Here is a 17,074-nt window from a genome sequence, read left to right on the forward strand (position 1 = left end):
GCACGCGGTCCGGCGGCCCGCGCAGCAATTCCAGCGCCCGAGCTATCCGCCACCGCAGGACGCGCCGGCGCCCGCGCTGAACGTCAACATGACGACCAGGGCGGACACCTCGAACATGCCGCCGGTCCGGGCCAGGGCGAGCACGGCGCCCATCGCCCGCCCCGACCGCATTCCCCCGAGCGGCCTCGGCATCGGCCGCACCACCGACAACCAGATCGTCGTCAACGATCCGCTGGCCTCGCGCAAGCACGCCCGCCTGGTCGCCTCCGCGGAGGGCCTGACCATCGAGGACCTCGGCTCGGCGAACGGCACCTTCGTCAACGGGCACCGCCAGCAGCGCGCGGTGCTGCGCGAGCGGGACATCATCACCATCGGCAACATCGACTTCGTCGTCCAGCAGGGCACGCTGGTGCACCGGCAGAAGCCGGTCGCCGAGCAGGGCCTGGCGGTGCACGGGGTCGGCTTCACCGTCGAGGGCAACAAGCAACTGCTCGTCGATGTGAACATGTCGGCCAGCCGCGGGACGCTCACCGCGCTGATCGGCCCCTCCGGCGCGGGTAAGTCGACGCTGTCGCGCCTGATCGCGGGCACTACCCAGCCGTCGGGCGGCGTGGTCACGTTCGAGGGGCGCAATTTGCACGCCGAGTACGAGGCGCTGCGTTCCCGCATCGGCATGGTGCCGCAGGACGACGTGCTGCACCGCCAGCTCACGGTGCGCCAAGCACTCGGGTTCGCGGCCGAGCTGCGGTTGCCGAGAGACAACAGCAAGCAAGACCGGCAGCAGGTCATCGACGGTGTACTGCAAGAGCTCTCGCTCACCGAGCACGCCGACACCAGGGTCGATCGCCTGTCCGGCGGCCAGCGCAAGCGCGCCTCGGTGGCGCTGGAACTGCTGACCGGCCCGTCGCTGCTCATCCTGGACGAACCGACCTCGGGCCTGGACCCGGCATTGGACCGCCAGGTCATGGTGATGCTGCGCGAACTGGCCGACGCGGGTCGCGTGGTGATCGTGGTCACCCACTCGGTGGCGCACCTGGACATGTGCGACCAGGTGCTGCTGCTCGCCCCCGGCGGCAAGACCGCGTACTGCGGCAACCCCGCCGGCGTCGGCGCGGCGCTCGGTACCACCGACTGGGCGGAGATCTTCGCCAACGTCGCGGCCAACCCGGATCAGGCGTTCGCGGCCTATCGCTCCCGCCAGGCGTTCGCGCCGCCACCGCCGCCGCCCGCGCAGCCGTACGGGCCCGCGGGCAGTCCGCCGCAGTCCAGCCGCGGCAAGCAGTTCTCGACGCTGGCGCGACGTCAGGTCCGGTTGATCCTGGCCGACCGCGGCTATCTGACGTTCCTGGTGATCCTGCCGTTCATCCTCGGCGGGCTCTCACTCGTGGTGCCGGGAAAGAACGGTTTCCAGCGGGGGGCGCTGAAAGCGCTACCCGATGGCACATTCGTGCCAGAAGGCGGCAGTGAGACGCAGCAGCTGCTGGTGGTGCTGATCCTGGGCGCCTGCTTCATGGGTTCCACGCTCACTGTGCGCGACCTGGTCGGCGAGCGGACGATCTTCCACCGCGAACGCGCGGTCGGGCTGTTGCCCTCGGCGTACCTGATGGCGAAGATCGCCGTGTTCAGCGTGACCGCGCTGCTGCAATCGGCGGTGCTGGTCGGCATCGTGCTGGCGGGTAAGAAGCGGCCGGGCGAGGGGGCGGTGCTGGCGTCCGGCAGCGCGGAACTCTACATAGATATCGCGCTGACCGCGATCTGCTGCGTGGTCGTCGGCCTGCTGCTCTCGTCGCTGGCGAAGTCGAACGAGCAAGTGATGCCGTTGCTGGTGGTGGCCATCATGTGCCAGCTGGTGATGGCGGGCGGTCTGATCCCGGTCACCGGCCGGGTCGTGCTCGAGCAGGTGTCGTGGCTGTTCCCGGCTCGGTGGGGATACGCGAGCGGTGCCTCGACGGTGAACATCCGCGAATTGTTCCTGAACGCGCAACCCGACACGCTCTGGCAGCACAAGCCGGAGATCTGGGCGCTGGACGTCGGCGTGCTGCTGCTGATCACCCTGGTGCTGGCCGTCATGACGTGGCGCCGGTTGCGACTGAAGAAGTCGTCGGCGTGACGCGGTTCGAACGCGGCGCGAGCGCCCCGGTGCGCGAAAGCGGCGCCGGATGGCATCGGACGGCACCGACGAGCATCTCGGCCGCGAACCGGGCACACTTATGCCTGTGACGGTGCGAGTAGGGGCAGTGCATCTCGGCTGGGATGTGGTGTCCGTGGCCGCGGGTGGTGGTGGCATTCCCATCCGCCCGGTGCAAGTGGAAGGTATGTGGACGCCGCCGGCGTATCTGCTGGCGGATTCGTCGGGCCGGTTGCACACGGCGGGTGTGGAACGCAACAGGCCAGATCTCGGGATGGCGATCGCCGACGTGCGCGACATCCTCGGACATCCGCAGATCGTGGTCGCGGGCGCCACCTGGCCCGCCGAGCTGGTCTTCCGCGCGCGCATGTACAACCCGCTCGCGGAGATCGGCAAGCACTTGCGCGGCAAACCGGACCTGGTGGCGTTGCCTTTCCCGGACAGCTGGCCGGACGAGAAGGTCGAGGTCTACGCCTCGATGGTGGAACAGCTCGACGTCGTGGTGGAGCCGTTGCCGGAGAGCGTCGCGCTGTCCGGCTACGTCCGCGCGCTCGGACTGGTGCACCCGCCCGACCGGTCCAGGCCGAACGGCATCGGCGCGACGGGCGTGTACTCCGACGGCCGCAGCATGCTGGTGGTCGCGGTGCACGGCGACGACGAGCAGCCCACCGAATCGGTCGACGTTCCGGTGGACGCGGAGGCCATGCGCGACGCCCGCTCGGCGGACGACGTCGTGATCGAGGTGATGGCGGCGGCCCGTTCGATCGGCGCGGACACCTCGACGGTGCTGCTGTCGGGCAACGTGCGCTTCAACGACGCGCTGCGCCTGGCCTTCCAAAACCATCTCGGGCACCGCCTGCAGGTGGCCGACCATCCGATGCACGCGCTCGTCCTCGGCGCGGCGCACCTGCTGGTGAGCGATACGGAGGCGGGTGAGCCAGAACCCGCGAGCGGGCACGCCGAACCCGCGCCCGCCCCACAGCGCACCGTCGAGTACCCGTCGCAGGCCACGGCCCCGCCCCAGCCGGCGGACGCGGGACAGCGGTCGAGCAGGCCGGTGCCCGGCGTCCAGTACGGGCCGGGATATCCGACCCAGCCCGACGAGGCGACGCCCAGGACCGGACCCGACGAAGCACCGCGCGGTCTCCCGCCGAACCTCGCCGAGCTGGGCAGCCGTTTCACCCGCCCGCCGAGCGCGTCCGAAGAGCAACAGGCGGGCGGCGGGCTCGCGGGGCCGCCGCCCGGCGGGCCGGTGGCGCCCCTCGGCCCACGGCCGCCCTATCCGGGCGCACCGGAGCAGTCGCAGTACCCCGGCGGCCAGGGACCATGGCAGGACCAGAGCGCCGAGTCCGACGACGAGGACCGGCACCGCAAGGGCAAGCTGTGGAACAAGATGAAAGGCAACCTGTTCGGGGCCAATACCGTGGTCGGGGCGGTGGCGCTGGCCGTGGTCGCGCTCCCGTCCGGTAATCATCGGGTGGAGCTGACCGCGCAGCCGGTCGTCCTCGATACGGGTTCGGTCGTGTCGGAGAAGATGGCCGCGGCCGATCCGGTCGCCTGTGCGACCGCTCCCCACGCGATCACCAAGCCGCGACCGGGGGTCACCAACGCCCGCGGGGACCAGCCCGAAGCACAGCAAAGCGCCGCCGAGTGCGGACGGCCCGACGTCGACACCCTGCGTTACCTGATCCCCGGACCGCCCGGCGCCATGGACTTCGGCCCGCCGATCGAGACCTGAGGCGATTTCTTCCCGCGATACCCCACTGGTATCGTGGCTCGTCGGCGTGTGGAACGTCCGGTCGACTCCTGATGAATCGCCCGAACGTCCGCCGAGTCCCGGGTCTCCACCGGCCGCCGGGAACACCTCGACCACACGCTGGGCCGGCAACACCGACGACAGACAGGGAAGCACTGTGCCTACGTACAGCCCCAAGGCGGGTGACGTGACCCGTAAGTGGTACGTCATCGACGCCACTGACGTAGTGCTCGGCCGTCTCGCCGTCCAGGCAGCGAATCTGCTGCGTGGCAAGACGAAGCCGACCTACGCCCCGCACGTCGATGGTGGCGATTTCGTCATCATCATCAACGCCGACAAGGTTGCCATCAGCGGCAACAAGCGGCAGGACAAGCTGATCCACCACCACTCCGGGCACCCGGGCGGCCTCAAGTCGCGGACCGTCGGTCAGGTGTTGGAGACCCGTCCCGATCGGCTCGTGGAGAAGGCCGTCAAGGGCATGATCCCGAAGAACAAGCTCGGCAACGCGATCGCGGGCAAGCTGAAGGTCTACGCGGGCCCGACGCACCCGCATGCCGCCCAGCAGCCCATTCCGTTCGAGATCAAGCAGGTGGCCCAGTGACCGCTCCCGAGGAATTCAACGAGGACTTCGTCGAGGAATTCGACGCTGCCGAGGCTGTCGAGGACGGCGCCGGCTACGAGGACTCCGAGGACTCGGCGTCCTACGCTCCGGTCGTGATCGACCGCCCGGTGCAGACCGTCGGCCGCCGCAAGGAGGCCGTCGTGCGCGTGCGCCTGCTCCCCGGCTCCGGCAACTTCGTGCTCAACGGCCGCACCATCGAGGACTACTTCCCGAACAAGGTGCACCAGCAGCTGGTGAAGTCGCCGCTGGTGACCGTCGAGCGCACCGAGTCCTTCGACGTGCACGCCCGCCTGGTCGGCGGCGGCCCGTCCGGCCAGGCAGGCGCTCTGCGGCTGGCCATCGCCCGTGCGCTGATCGAGGTCACCCCGGAAGATCGTCCCGCCCTCAAGCGGGCCGGCTTCCTGACCCGTGACCCGCGTGCCACCGAGCGCAAGAAGTACGGTCTGAAGAAGGCGCGTAAGGCGCCGCAGTACTCGAAGCGCTGATATCGGCATCGTCGATCTTCCGCGTCCGGCGCCCCCGCGGTGCCGGACGCGGTACGGTCGTCGCGGCAGCTGTCCGAGAGCAGGCTCCCAGCGAACAGCTGGTCGCCTGCTCTCGCGCTGTATGAACACGCGGCGTTCGCGGGGCCTTCGTGGTGCACAAGCCGGTGCCTCCCAGGTCGACGCCTACGCCACAGATCATCAATGAGGGGCGAGGTATGGGACGGTTGTTCGGCACCGACGGAGTCCGCGGGCTTGCCAACGAGTCACTGAGTCCGGAGCTGGCGCTGCGCGTTTCCGGCGCGGCCGCGCAGATCCTGAGCCGGGGCAAGACGCGGGCGCTCGCGGTGGTCGGCCGCGATCCGCGGGCCAGCGGGGAAATGCTCGAGGCCGCCGTGACCGCGGGTCTGACCGCGGCCGGCGTGGACGTGCTCGCGGTGGGTGTGCTGCCGACGCCCGCCGTCGCCTACCTCACCGGTTTGTACGACGCGTGTCTCGGCGTCATGATTTCCGCCTCGCACAACCCTATGCCCGACAACGGGATCAAGATCTTCGCCGCGGGTGGGCACAAACTCGACGACGCGATCGAGGACCGGATCGAGGCGCTGATGGCCGCGCATACACCGTTTCGCCCGACCGGCGCAGGCATCGGACGGGTGCGCAACGCGGCGGGCGCGCGTGATCAAGGGCTCAGCATCCCGGACCAGTACAGCCTCGCGGGCACCCACGAACGCTACGTGGAACACCTGGTGGAGGCGACCGGCCAGGACCTGTCCGGACTGACCGTCGTGGTCGACTGCGCGCACGGCGCCGCCGCGGAAGTGGGACCCGCCGCCTACCGCGAAGCGGGGGCGACCGTGATCGCCATCAACGCCGAGCCCGACGGGCTGAACATCAACGACGGCTGTGGCTCGACCCATCTCGATCAGGTGCGGGCCGCGGTGGTGGAGCACGGCGCCGATCTCGGTCTCGCGCACGACGGCGACGCCGACCGCTGCCTGGCCGTCGACGCCAACGGCAATGTGGTCGACGGCGACGCTATTCTGGCGATCCTCGCCTCGGCCATGCACGACGCGGGCGAGCTGGCCGAAGACACCCTGGTCGCCACCGTGATGAGCAACCTCGGGCTGCACATCGCCATGCGCGCGGCCGGTATCACCGTGCGTACCACCGCGGTCGGTGACCGTTACGTGCTCGAGGAATTGCGGCGCGGCGGTTTCACCCTGGGCGGCGAGCAGTCGGGGCACGTGGTGTTCCCCCGATACGGCACCACCGGCGACGGCATCCTCACCGGCCTGCGCCTGATGGCGCGGATGGCGCAATCCCAGCGCACCCTGGCCGACCTGGCAAGCGTGCTGCAGACCGTGCCGCAAATCCTGGTGAACGTGCCGGTCAGCGACAAGTCCGTGGTCGCACGCGCACCCGAGATCCGGGAAGCGGTGCTGGAAGCGGAGCGCGTGCTGGGCGACTCCGGCCGAGTACTGCTGCGCCCCAGTGGCACCGAGGAACTGGTGCGCGTGATGGTGGAGGCCACCGACCCCGGCCAAGCGCGCCAGCTTGCTGACGACCTCGCCAAGCGGGTGGCGGCTGTGTAGTTTGGCCGCGACTTCGTCGCGACGTGTTCGCGCGCCGGGCCGTGAACGGCGCCTGATCGTTTCGCTCGCTCGGAACCTGTGGTCGAGCTGGTGGTCGTCGTACAAACCCAGCCGATGCCCGGCGCGGTTCGGTGGGTCGATGGATGTAGCGTCGCGCCGATGTGAACTCGTGGTCAGACTGTCTCGGTGAGCGTGCCCGCGATCATGTGCCAGCGGCGGGTCGCGCGGACGGTGTCCAGCATGCGGCGGTCGTGGGTGACGAGTATCAATGTGCCGGTGAAGGATTCGACAGCCTGCTCCAGTTGCTCGATGGCGGGGAGGTCCAGGTGGTTGGTCGGCTCGTCCAGCACGAGCAGATTCACCCCGCGGGCTTGGAGCAGGGCGAGGGCGGCGCGGGTGCGTTCGCCGGGGGAGAGGGTGTCGCACGGGCGCAGCACGTGCGGGCCGCGCAGGCCGAATTTCGCCAGCAACGTGCGTGCCTCCGCCTCCGGCAGTTCCGGCAGCTCGGTGCCGAACGTGTCGGCCAGCGCGGTGGTTCCGCGAAACAGCCCGCGCGCTTGGTCCACCTCGCCGATCTCGACGCCGGAGCCCAGGCTCGCGGTCCCGCTGTCCGGCCGCAGCTTTCCTAGCAACAGCGCCAGCAAGGTGGACTTCCCGGAGCCGTTCGCCCCGGTGAGAACGATGCGATCCGCCCAGTCGACCTGGGTGGTGATCGGGCCCAGCGTGAAGTCGCCGCGGGTGACCTTCGCCCCGGACAGCGTCGCAACCACCGAGCCGCTGCGCGGGGCGGCGGCGATACTCATGCGCAGGTCCCACTCCTTGCGCGGTTCCTCCACCACCTCGAGTCGTTCGATGCGGCGCTGGGTCTGCCTGGCCTTGGCGGCCTGTTTCTCGGTGGATTCGGCCCGCATCTTGCGGCCCGCCTTGTCCGAGTCCATCTTCCTGGGGTCGCGCGCCTTGCGGCGTGCGTTGCGGACGCCGTGCTCGAGCCAGTTGCGCTGCATCTGCGCGCGGGACTCCAAGCCCGCTTTGGTGTCGGCGTACTCCTCATAGGCCTCGCGCGCGTGCTGCCGGGCGATCTCGCGCTCCATCAGATACGACTCGTAACCGCCGTCGTACAACCCGACCTGCTGCTGGGCGAGATCCAGCTCGACGACGCGATTCACGGTGCGCGCCAGGAACTCGCGGTCGTGACTGATCACCATCAGCGGGACCCGCACGCCCGCGACGAACTGCTCCAGCCGGGCCAGGCCGTCCAGGTCCAGGTCGTTGGTCGGCTCGTCCAGCAGCAGGATGTCGAAGCGCGACAGCAACACCGAGGCCAGGCCCGCGCGGGCCGCCTGGCCACCGGACAACCCGGTCATCGGCGTGTCGAGGCCGCCGGGCAGGCTGTCGGCGAGGCCGAGATCGGCGGCGACTTCGTGGGCACGCTGGTCCAGGTCGGCTCCGCCGAGGGCGAGCCAGCGTTCCAGCGCGGGGGAGTAGTCGTCCGGCCCGCCGTCGGCGAGGCGTTCGGCCGCGGCGTCCATCACCCGCTGTGCCTCGCCGACTCCGGTTCGGCGGGCGAGGAATTGCAGAACCGTCTCGCCGGGGATCCGCTGCGCCTCCTGGGCCAGGTAACCGACCGTCGCGTCCGGCGGGCTGAGCGTGATGCTGCCGGTCGGCGCGTGCCGGTCGGCGAGCATGCGCAGCAGCGTCGACTTGCCCGCGCCGTTCACGCCGACCAGCCCGATCACGTCGCCCGGCGCGAGGGTCAGATCGAGGTCGGCGAACAGCGTGCGCTCGCCGTGACCGGCCGACAGGCCGCGGGCATGCAGAGTGGTGCTCACCAGCACGAGTCTGCCGTGCTCGGGGTCGCACCCTGAGGTCGGCCCCGGGAGAAATCAGGGTGGGAATCGGCCGCGGGGCCGATGGCGGGGCCCGCGGTGGCGGGCACAGTGGAGGTTGTAGCGATCACCGCACGAGAGGGAAGACCAATGACCGCCCCCACCCGCCGTTTCACCCGCTCCGCCCACGACAAGTGGATCGCAGGCGTCTGCGGTGGCATCGCCGAGTACCTCGGCTGGAACGCCAACGTCGTCCGGCTGCTGTTCGTGGTGTCGTGCCTGCTGCCCGGCCCGCAGTTCATCCTCTACCTGGTGCTGTGGCTGCTGATGCCGAAGAAGTGACCCGGGGGGCTGCGTCGAGCGCGCGCGGGTGTCAGGATGGAACGATGCCGCTTGTGCGGCACGTGCCACCGAATGAGTCCTGCTGAGGAGGAGTCATGATCACCTCGAGCGAATTCCCCGGTCTGGATATACCCGGCATCGACGCGTCCTCGTCGCTCGGCGGACTGGGCGCCATCGAATTGCAGCATCCGACCCAGGACATCGATGGCGACGGCAGTCTCGACACCATCACCACGACCGGTGACGAGGCGATGCAGGTCTGGACCGACTACGACCACGACGGCTTCGCCGACCACGTCACCGTGGTGGAGAAGGACGGCGACTACGCCGCATGGGAATTCCACCGCCACCCGGACGGCACCTCCGAGTGGGTTCGCACCGACCGGGGCAGAATCGGCAGCTGACCGTCTTCGCGAAAGCGGAATTCGGGGGAACCGAGTGTCGGCGTGTTGCGTCGAAATAAGTACGGCGGGACTCGGTGCGAACGAGATTCGCACCGGCGCAACGACACTACGAGGACGGAGGGGAGTCGTGGGCGGGTCGGAAATGGTCGGCGTCCGCACGGGGGAGCTCGGTGCGCTGGGCAGTGATTATCGGAGATCGGCGGACGCGGTCCGCGACCAGGCGAAGCGAGTCGCCGATCACCGGTTCGGCGCCGGCGACGAGGCGGGCCGGAACTATGCGCCGCAGGGCATCGCGGTGCAGCAAGGACTGGAACGGATCAGCGCGTGGCTGCGGAATTGGAGCGACGCGACCACCGCCACCGCTGACGCGCTCGGGGCCGCCGTGGTGGCCTACGCCGAGACCGACCAGCAGCGTGCTTCCGAGACGAACAAGACATGAGACCGCCGAATGACACGTGCTCGCACCGGCGACACAACACATTCGAGGAGGCGGGATCATGACGGTTTCCTGGCAGGGCAAGGCGATCGACGCCCTCTTGGACGACGGCAGCGCGGGGCTGCGTTACTGGATCGAGTTCATGCCGCTGTACGAGGCGGCGTTCGGCGGCAACGGCGGGCGTGGCGACCTCGGCAAGCTGCTGGCGATGTACGACGAGCAGCGCGGCATGCGGTTGGAGAAGCTGGAGCAGGCGGGCGAGGCGCTGAAAGTCGCTCTGGCCGAGGTCGATCGGGAATGGGACGCGCAGCAGGGTTACACCCGTCGACTGCCCGAGTTGTGGCAGGGAACGGCGGCCGCCGCCGCGCTCGACATGCTCGGCAAACAGTCGGTTCTGGCCGACGAGGACCGGCAGCATGCCCGGGCGGCCATGACGGTGATCGCCGATATGGCGAGTTCGCTGCGCTCGGCGGTGGCCGCGAAGGCATTCGCCACCCGGGAGCTGCTGGAGGGGCCGGTGGGCGGCGGCAAAGTGGTGCAGATCGACGGTAAGACTCCGGACGACGTGAAAGTCATCGTCGAGGTGCATCATGCGCGGGAGTGGATCGACGCCGAGCAGGTGCGCGAACTCGGCCGCATATTCCCGGCACTCGCCGTGCCGGAGGACAAGATCAACAAAAGCGTGCTCGGTTTCATCAACTCCGACAGCAGGAATCTGCTCAGCGGCGCGTACGGCGATCGGGTGCGCAGCGTCACCGACGAGTGGCTGACCAAGACCTTCAAACCGGACTTCGATCGGAAATTGGCGTCCTACGTCGACGTCTGCGCCGAGGTCGATCGCCTGTTCAAGGACCAGTACAAGAACCTGACCGACGCATTGGCGCAGGTCACCGAACGGGCCTACCCTCGGCCGGAAGGTCCGACGAATCCACAGCCGGAAACACCGGCCAACCAGGACAAGCCCCAGGGAACGATGGCTCCAGGGCCGCCGGGCACGCCCGCTGCCACGGTCCCGGCGAGCGCCACGCCGAGCGATGTCCCCGCGTCGGCCACGCCGGCGACACCGAGGACCTCCGGCACGCCGAGCGCTCCGGTTACGCCGACCACCCCCGTTACGCCGAGCTCTCCCATCACGCCCGCGCCCAGGTTGCCGTCGCTGGACGGACTCGCCGCACTCAGCCAGGTGGCACAGGAATTGTCACCGGTGGCAACCGGTCTCGGCCAGGCGGTGAACCAGGGACTGTCAACGCTGAGCGGCCTCATCGAAAGCGGAGTAGACGACGCGATCGAAAAGCTCATGCAGAGCGTCGATCCGCAGACCGCCGAAGCCGACGGCGAGAAGGACGAAGAGAAGGACGAGAATTCCGGGCCCGAGGCGGAGTTCGATATCGGTGGAAAGCATGTGAAGTTCGAGATGGGCCCGGACGGTCGGTTGCGGCTTCTGCTCTCCGATGCCACCGGCAAGGAACAGGAGTTCACCGTCGAGCTGAACGAGCAAGGCATACCGGTCATCTCCACAACCGAACCGGAGGCCGAGAACGCCCAGCCCTCGGCGCCGGTTGCTCCGGCGCCCGAGGCCCAGCAGGACGCGGATGCCCCGACGCCGGAGAGTCGGAAGCGAGAGGAGGCTCCAGCGCCGGAGGCCCAGGAGAAAGAGATTTCGCCCGACTCGGCCCCGGCGCCGGAAACCGATGACGGTCGGCTCGGTGTGCCGAGCGGAACCTCACCGGGCACCCGGCGCGAGGAAGACGGCGAACACTATCCGAGGCCGATGCCGGAACCGGACGCGCCGGTGGACAGCGGCGCGGAACTGGCCGAAGCTGGGCCGCTGGACGCGGATTTCGCCGAGGCGGGCCCGTTGTGAGCCCGGCCGGGCCGAATCCGCACATCCGATAAGCGAGGAGGCGCAGCATGGTGAACTACGCCGAGGAAGCGAGGCAACTCGCCGCCGAGAACCAGCGCCGCATGTCGCTGCTGCTCGACGAGATCCAGGCGATCAACGAGCAGACCGCGACGACCGGCCGAGAGCTCGCCGACCGCCTGACCGCCGACATGGACGAGTTCTGGACGACGCACGCCGACGAGCTGGGCAAGGCCGCCGCCGAGGCGGAGGCGCAGCAACGGCTGCAAGACGAGGCACGCGAGCAGCGTGCGGCCATCGCACGATCGATGGCCGCACGCCGCGCCGCACAGATGGTGACTCCGGTCGACGAGGAGGACGAGGAAGCCGCGTTCTACAGACGCAAGAGCTGGCTGATCTGACCCGGTACTCCGGCGGCGGTGGGCCTGCTACCGGCGCAGCAGGGCGGCGAGCTGGCCGACCTTGAGCTTCGGTGCCGCCTCTTGCTCTTGCGGCGCATCGGGGTCGATGACTGTGGTGTGCGGGATGACCTCTTCGAGTTCCGCGAAGGCGCGATAGGTCTTGTCGCCCGCGAGCGTGGCGAGCAAGTAACCGGCCAGCAAGGCGCGGGTGGTGCGGGCGGTCTTCGCTTCGTGCTTGCCCGCTCCCACGGCGGCGAGTAAGCGCCTGCCCTCGATGATGCCGTTGTGCGAGGCCTTGTCGATGGCGCGCAGGATCGCGGGGCCGCCCCACGCGGTAGCCAGCGGGATGGCGTTGGAACTCACCGAGGTGATGTCGGTCGCGCCGGCCAGGATCAACGCCGGAATGTCCAGCTCGGGCGCGACGGCTTCGGCGGCGGGCGCCGTCGGCGCGGGGAACAGGGCCACGACGGTGGCGACGTCGCGCCGCCCCGCGGCGATGACGGCCGCGCCCGCGCCCATGCCGTGCCCGGCCAGGGCAAGGCGCTCCGGATGCACGCTGATCTCGCCGTCGCCGAGCCGCACGCCGGTGCAGATGTCGAGCGTGGTGAGCAAATCGGCGGCCAGCCCCAGATGTGACGGAATCGGCCCGCGCTCGGTATCGGGGGCGGCCGCCACGATGCCCCACGAAGCGAGGTGTTCGAGCAGGGTGCGGTAGTGGCCGACCCCGGTCAGCCAGCCGTGCCCGAACGCGACGGCAGGTAGATTCCGCCCCGCCTCGGGGGTGAACACCACCCCCGGCTGGCCGGCGACGGCCAGATTGCCACGCAACACGCGGTGCGGGCCGCGGCTGGTCAGGGTGCTCATTAGCGATTTCACAGACGCCGACACGACGTGAACGTTATCCGATAAGTAGTGTGGTGAGCCATGTGCGGAATCGTGGGGTACGTCGGGTACCGAGACGCGCTCGGCGTCGTCGTTGACGCGTTGCGCCGCATGGAATATCGCGGTTACGACTCCGCGGGTGTGGCGATCCTGGACGGCGTGGGCGCGCTGGCGGTGGAACGCAAGGCCGGTCGCCTGGCGAATCTGGAGGCCCAGCTCTCCGAAACCGGCATCGATCGTTTCGTGGGCACCACGGGCATCGGGCACACCCGCTGGGCCACGCACGGCGCGCCGACCGATCGCAACGCGCACCCGCACCGGGACGACAGCGGCAAGGTCGCCGTGGTGCACAACGGCATCATCGAGAACTTCGCTCCGCTGCGGCGCGAGCTGGAGGACGCCGGGGTCGAGCTGCACAGCGACACGGACACCGAGGTCGCCGTGCACTTGGTGGCCCGCGCGTACGCCGACGGCCCGACCGCCGGTGATTTCGCGGCCAGCGCACTGTCGGTGCTGCGTCGGCTGGAGGGGGCGTTCACCCTGGTCTTCACGCACGCCGACCACCCGGACATGATCGTGGCCGCGCGCCGCTCCACGCCACTGGTGGTTGGCGTCGGCAAGGGCGAGATGTTCATCGCCTCCGACGTCACGGCGTTCATCGAGCACACCCGCGAAGCGGTCGAACTCGGCCAGGACCAAGCCGTCGTGATCACCGTGGACAGCTACCGGGTCACCGATTTCGCGGGCGCGGACGCGCGTGCGCGCACCCGCCCGTTCACGATCGACTGGGACCTGGCGGCCGCCGAGAAGGGCGGCCACGACTACTTCATGCTCAAGGAGATCGAGGAGCAGCCCGCCGCGGTCGCGGACACCCTGATGGGGCATTTCAGCACCGATCGCGACGGCGGGGGCCGGATCGTGCTGGACGAGCAGCGCCTCGCCGACCAGGAGCTGCGCGATTTCGACAAGGTGTTCGTCGTCGCGTGCGGCAGCGCCTATCACTCCGGGCTGCTGGCGAAGTACGCCATCGAGCACTGGACTCGACTGCCCGTCGAGGTCGAGCTGGCCAGTGAGTTCCGCTACCGCGACCCGGTGCTGGACCGCTCGACGCTGGTGGTGGCGATCTCCCAGTCCGGCGAGACCGCCGACACGCTGGAGGCGGTGCGCCACGCGAAAGAGCAGAAGGCGCGCGTCCTCGCGATCTGCAATACGAACGGCGCGCAGATTCCCCGCGAGTCCGACGCGGTCCTCTACACCAGGGCCGGGCCGGAGATCGGCGTCGCATCCACCAAGGCGTTCCTGGCCCAGGTGACCGCGAACTATCTGGTCGGGCTGGCCCTGGCGCAGGCGCGCGGCACCAAGTACCCGGACGAGGTGGCCCGCGAGTTCGCCGAACTCGAGGCGATGCCGAAGCTGGTGGAACGCGTGCTGGAGACCGCGCCGCAGGTGCGGACCATCGCGCGGGAACTGGCCCAGGTGCAGACCGTGCTGTTCCTGGGACGTCACGTCGGCTACCCGGTGGCATTGGAGGGCGCGCTCAAGCTCAAAGAGCTGGCCTACATGCACGCCGAGGGATTCGCGGCGGGTGAGCTCAAGCACGGCCCGATCGCGCTGATCGAGGACGGTCTCCCGGTGATCGTGGTGATGCCGTCGCCGAAGGGGCGCGCGGTGCTGCACTCGAAGCTGCTGAGCAACATCCGGGAGATCCAGGCGCGCGGCGCGCGCACCATCGTGATCGCGGAGGAAGGCGACGATACGGTGCGCCCGTTCGCCGACGACCTCATCGAGATCCCCAGCGCGCCGACGCTGTTCCAGCCGCTGTTGTCGACGGTCCCGCTGCAGATCTTCGCCGCCGAGGTGGCGCAGGCGCGCGGCTACGACGTCGACAAGCCCCGTAACTTGGCCAAGTCCGTCACCGTGGAATAGCTCGGTGGCCGCGCACTCTCGAGTGCGCGGCCACCCTCGCCATCTCGGCTATGCCCGCACGGTGACCAAGGGTTCCTCCGGGACGGCGGGCGCAGCGCGGCGCTCGAGGTATCCGGACCCGACCGCGAGAACCAGCGCGACCAGGACCAACCCGACGCCGACCCAGTTGGGGGCGGTGTAGCCGAGGCCCGCGGCGATCACCACGCCACCGAGCCAGGCCGACACCGCGTTGCCCAGATTGAACGCGCCGATGTTGACCGCGGAGGCCAGGGTGGGCGCGCCCGCCGCTTGGTCGAGGACGCGCTTCTGCAGCGGCGGGACGGTCGCGAATCCGAGGGCGCCGATCAGCACGACCGTGACAGCGGCGGCGACCTTGTCGTGGGCGGTGACGGTGAACAGCGCGAGAACGACCGCGAGCCCGCCGAGGGTGATATACAGCATCGGCATCAGGTGGCGGTCGGCGAACTTACCGCCGATCAGATTGCCCGCGAAGAAGCCGACGCCGAACAGCACGAGCAGCCAGGTGACCGAGCTCTCCGCGTAGCCGGTCACCTCGGTCATCATCGGCGCCAGGTAGGTGATCGCGGCGAAAACTCCGCCGAAGCCGAGCACCGTCATCGCCATCGCCAGCAGCACCTGGAGATTGCGGAACACCGCCAGTTCGGTGCGTAGCCGGGCGTTCGCGGCCGCGGGCTGTTCCGGCACAAGCGCCGCGACGCCCAGCAAGCCGATCAGCCCGATCAGTGCGACGAACAAGAAGGTCAGCCGCCAGCCGAAATGCTGGCCGAGCAGCGTCCCCAGCGGCACACCGACCACGGTGGCGACGGTGAGCCCGGTGAACATGATCGCGATGGCACCGGCGCGCCGGTCGGTGCTGACGAGGGTTCCGGCGACTACGGCACCGATCCCGAAGAACGCGCCGTGGGCGAGCGAGGCCACGATGCGCCCGGTGAGCATCAGGGCGAAAGTCGGTGCGGCGGCGGACAGGATGTTGCCGAGGACGAGCAGAGTGAGCATGCCGAGCAGCATGCGTTTGCGCGAAACCCGGGTGCCCAGGCCGGTCATCAGCGGCGCACCCGCCACGACACCGAGCGCGTATCCGGTAACCAGCAGGCCCGCGGTGGGGATGGACACCGCGTAGGTGTCGGCGATGTCGGGCAGCAAGCCGACGACGACGAATTCCGTTGTCCCGATGCCGAATGCCCCGAGGGTCAGGGCGAGAAGGGCGAGGGGCATGAGGGAGCCTCCACATGATGTTGCGTCAGATCCTTACAGGCGTAGACAATAATTGCAGACGCTGTTTAATCGCAAGCGCGGGCTATTGTGAGGTCTGGCTATCCTGGAGTCCTGTCCCCCGACGCCGAAGGAAATGCCGATGACCGCGGATGCCGCTCTGACCGGCCTCGCCGATGGTTGGTACGCACTCTCGCTGCTGCACGACCGGATCGAGGCGCACATCGAGCGGGCCCTGCAATCCGGCCATGACCTGAGCGTTCGCGAATACTCACTACTGGTCGTCCTGAGCCGCCAGCACGACGGGCCGGGCGGGCACCTGCGGATGAACCAGGTCGCCGAAGCCGTGGTGCTGAGCCAGAGCGCCACCACCCGGCTGGTCTCCCGGCTCGAGGACCGCGGCCTGCTCCAGCGGTACCTCTGCCCGGACGACCGCCGCGGTATCTACACCGACGTGACCGCGGCGGGCTTGGACCTGCTCGAGCAGGCCCGGCCCACACACGACGCCGCCCTCGCCGGCGCTCTCGGCCAAGCGGCCGCCAACCCGGAACTCGCGCCGCTGGTGGCCGCGGTCGAGGCGCTGAACACCAGTTCAGCCCACGGGGCCCGGCCGCGGGACTACCGCCCGGTGTGAGCTGAGGCGATTCGCGTATCAGCTCGGACGCCGACCGGCGCCCGAATCGGTTGCTCCGGTGCGGTGTCGCGTCCGCGGGTTATTCGACGGTGACCGTCCCGCGCATCTCCGGGTGCAGCGAGCAAAGATAGCGATAGGCGCCGGGCGTGGTGAAGGTGTAGCTCCACTCGCCCTTGTCGATGATCGGGCTGTTGATGCCCATCGCCTTGTCACCGATGCCCTGCACGGTGTGCGGCACCTTGTCGCCGAATTTCCAGGTGACCGTGTCGCCGACCTTGATGGTGACCTCGGCGGGGGAGAATTTCATGTCGTCCACCGCGATGGTGGCGGCGGCGGGCTTGCGCTCACCGGTCTGCTGAGCGGTGGTGGTGGCCGGCCGAGCCGGTTTCCTCGTGGTGGTGGGGGACGAACCGGATTCCTCGCCGCCGCAGCCGGACAGCAGCAGCGCGCCGGCCAGGGCGACTCCCGTGAGGACGCGGACGGTCCCATTGCGGCGGCGAACGCTTGGCATGATGGCCAAGCGTAGTAGGCCACACCGACGGAGGG

The 17,074-nt window shown here is 69.3% G+C and carries 16 protein-coding genes; 12 read left to right on the plus strand and 4 right to left on the minus strand.

Annotated elements, in window-relative coordinates:
- The 5 genes from NA8_RS17645 to glmM all read left to right on the plus strand — a co-directional run.
- Positions 1 to 2,110, plus strand: a 2,110-nt coding sequence (locus NA8_RS17645) for an ATP-binding cassette domain-containing protein (protein WP_063051494.1), incomplete at its 5' end; no start/stop codon positions are given.
- Positions 2,111 to 2,210: 100 nt separating this feature from the next.
- Complete coding sequence (locus NA8_RS17650) at positions 2,211 to 3,866, plus strand: hypothetical protein (protein WP_063051540.1); 1,656 nt, start codon at positions 2,211 to 2,213, stop codon at positions 3,864 to 3,866.
- A 175-nt stretch (positions 3,867 to 4,041) separates the two neighbouring features.
- Entirely contained in the window at positions 4,042 to 4,485 is a 444-nt protein-coding gene (gene rplM, locus NA8_RS17655) for a 50S ribosomal protein L13 (RefSeq protein WP_040864934.1), read from the plus strand.
- Positions 4,482 to 4,991: a 30S ribosomal protein S9 gene (gene rpsI, locus NA8_RS17660; RefSeq protein WP_062973192.1), complete on the plus strand. Its 510-nt coding sequence runs from the start codon at positions 4,482 to 4,484 to the stop codon at positions 4,989 to 4,991. The genes rplM and rpsI overlap by 4 nt, the downstream gene beginning before the upstream one ends.
- Before the next feature lie 215 nt (positions 4,992 to 5,206).
- Complete coding sequence (gene glmM / locus NA8_RS17665) at positions 5,207 to 6,583, plus strand: phosphoglucosamine mutase (protein ID WP_063051495.1); 1,377 nt, start codon at positions 5,207 to 5,209, stop codon at positions 6,581 to 6,583.
- A 173-nt stretch (positions 6,584 to 6,756) separates the two neighbouring features.
- Here glmM and NA8_RS17670 read toward each other — a convergent pair whose 3' ends face one another.
- Positions 6,757 to 8,412 (minus strand): ABC-F family ATP-binding cassette domain-containing protein, encoded by a 1,656-nt coding sequence (locus tag NA8_RS17670; RefSeq protein WP_063051541.1) that lies wholly within the window; start codon positions 8,410 to 8,412, stop codon positions 6,757 to 6,759.
- Positions 8,413 to 8,559: 147 nt separating this feature from the next.
- On the opposite strand from NA8_RS17670, the gene NA8_RS17675 reads away from it, so the two are divergent.
- The 5 genes from NA8_RS17675 to NA8_RS17695 all read left to right on the plus strand — a co-directional run bounded on the left by NA8_RS17675 (position 8,560) and on the right by NA8_RS17695 (position 11,853).
- Positions 8,560 to 8,751 carry a PspC domain-containing protein gene (locus NA8_RS17675; protein WP_040864950.1) on the plus strand — a complete coding sequence of 64 codons (192 nt, stop codon included), beginning with the start codon at positions 8,560 to 8,562 and terminating at the stop codon, positions 8,749 to 8,751.
- A gap of 95 nt (positions 8,752 to 8,846) precedes the next feature.
- On the plus strand, positions 8,847 to 9,155 hold the full coding sequence (locus tag NA8_RS17680) for a DUF6802 family protein (RefSeq protein WP_063051496.1): 309 nt from the start codon (positions 8,847 to 8,849) through the stop codon (positions 9,153 to 9,155).
- Positions 9,156 to 9,282: 127 nt separating this feature from the next.
- Complete coding sequence (locus NA8_RS17685; RefSeq protein WP_157106758.1) at positions 9,283 to 9,594, plus strand: hypothetical protein; 312 nt, start codon at positions 9,283 to 9,285, stop codon at positions 9,592 to 9,594.
- A 58-nt stretch (positions 9,595 to 9,652) separates the two neighbouring features.
- Complete coding sequence (locus NA8_RS17690) at positions 9,653 to 11,455, plus strand: hypothetical protein (RefSeq protein WP_063051498.1); 1,803 nt, start codon at positions 9,653 to 9,655, stop codon at positions 11,453 to 11,455.
- A gap of 47 nt (positions 11,456 to 11,502) precedes the next feature.
- On the plus strand, positions 11,503 to 11,853 hold the full coding sequence (locus NA8_RS17695) for a hypothetical protein (RefSeq protein WP_063051499.1): 351 nt from the start codon (positions 11,503 to 11,505) through the stop codon (positions 11,851 to 11,853).
- A gap of 27 nt (positions 11,854 to 11,880) precedes the next feature.
- Here NA8_RS17695 and NA8_RS17700 read toward each other — a convergent pair whose 3' ends face one another.
- The gene (locus tag NA8_RS17700; RefSeq protein ID WP_063051500.1) at positions 11,881 to 12,741 is read right to left on the minus strand and encodes a poly(ethylene terephthalate) hydrolase family protein; all 861 of its coding nucleotides are present in this window, start codon (positions 12,739 to 12,741) and stop codon (positions 11,881 to 11,883) included.
- A gap of 36 nt (positions 12,742 to 12,777) precedes the next feature.
- Between NA8_RS17700 and glmS the strand changes: the two genes are divergently transcribed.
- Positions 12,778 to 14,661, plus strand: coding sequence for a glutamine--fructose-6-phosphate transaminase (isomerizing) (gene glmS, locus NA8_RS17705; protein ID WP_063051501.1), 1,884 nt, complete (start codon positions 12,778 to 12,780; stop codon positions 14,659 to 14,661).
- Between the two features lie 48 nt (positions 14,662 to 14,709).
- Here glmS and NA8_RS17710 read toward each other — a convergent pair whose 3' ends face one another.
- Positions 14,710 to 15,897, minus strand: coding sequence for an MFS transporter (locus NA8_RS17710; protein ID WP_063051502.1), 1,188 nt, complete (start codon positions 15,895 to 15,897; stop codon positions 14,710 to 14,712).
- 139 nt (positions 15,898 to 16,036) lie between these two features.
- Between NA8_RS17710 and NA8_RS17715 the strand changes: the two genes are divergently transcribed.
- Entirely contained in the window at positions 16,037 to 16,528 is a 492-nt protein-coding gene (locus NA8_RS17715) for a MarR family winged helix-turn-helix transcriptional regulator (RefSeq protein ID WP_063051542.1), read from the plus strand.
- A gap of 79 nt (positions 16,529 to 16,607) precedes the next feature.
- Here NA8_RS17715 and NA8_RS17720 read toward each other — a convergent pair whose 3' ends face one another.
- Complete coding sequence (locus tag NA8_RS17720; protein ID WP_063051543.1) at positions 16,608 to 17,039, minus strand: plastocyanin/azurin family copper-binding protein; 432 nt, start codon at positions 17,037 to 17,039, stop codon at positions 16,608 to 16,610.
- Positions 17,040 to 17,074 lie beyond the last annotated feature (35 nt).

The sequence above is a fragment of the Nocardia arthritidis NBRC 100137 genome (assembly GCF_001612765.1).
Lineage (GTDB): Bacteria > Actinomycetota > Actinomycetes > Mycobacteriales > Mycobacteriaceae > Nocardia > Nocardia arthritidis.

What these genes read in the sequence shown, in the direction of transcription:
- NA8_RS17710 (WP_063051502.1), bottom strand. Translation starts at nt 15,897, where the DNA reads ATGCCCCTCGCCCTTCTCGCCCTGACCCTCGGGGCATTCGGCATCGGG.
- NA8_RS17650 (WP_063051540.1), top strand. Translation starts at nt 2,211, where the DNA reads ATGCCTGTGACGGTGCGAGTAGGGGCAGTGCATCTCGGCTGGGATGTG.
- NA8_RS17720 (WP_063051543.1), bottom strand. Translation starts at nt 17,039, where the DNA reads ATGCCAAGCGTTCGCCGCCGCAATGGGACCGTCCGCGTCCTCACGGGA.
- NA8_RS17695 (WP_063051499.1), top strand. Translation starts at nt 11,503, where the DNA reads ATGGTGAACTACGCCGAGGAAGCGAGGCAACTCGCCGCCGAGAACCAG.
- NA8_RS17680 (WP_063051496.1), top strand. Translation starts at nt 8,847, where the DNA reads ATGATCACCTCGAGCGAATTCCCCGGTCTGGATATACCCGGCATCGAC.
- glmS (WP_063051501.1), top strand. Translation starts at nt 12,778, where the DNA reads ATGTGCGGAATCGTGGGGTACGTCGGGTACCGAGACGCGCTCGGCGTC.
- NA8_RS17675 (WP_040864950.1), top strand. Translation starts at nt 8,560, where the DNA reads ATGACCGCCCCCACCCGCCGTTTCACCCGCTCCGCCCACGACAAGTGG.
- NA8_RS17690 (WP_063051498.1), top strand. Translation starts at nt 9,653, where the DNA reads ATGACGGTTTCCTGGCAGGGCAAGGCGATCGACGCCCTCTTGGACGAC.
- glmM (WP_063051495.1), top strand. Translation starts at nt 5,207, where the DNA reads ATGGGACGGTTGTTCGGCACCGACGGAGTCCGCGGGCTTGCCAACGAG.
- NA8_RS17715 (WP_063051542.1), top strand. Translation starts at nt 16,037, where the DNA reads ATGACCGCGGATGCCGCTCTGACCGGCCTCGCCGATGGTTGGTACGCA.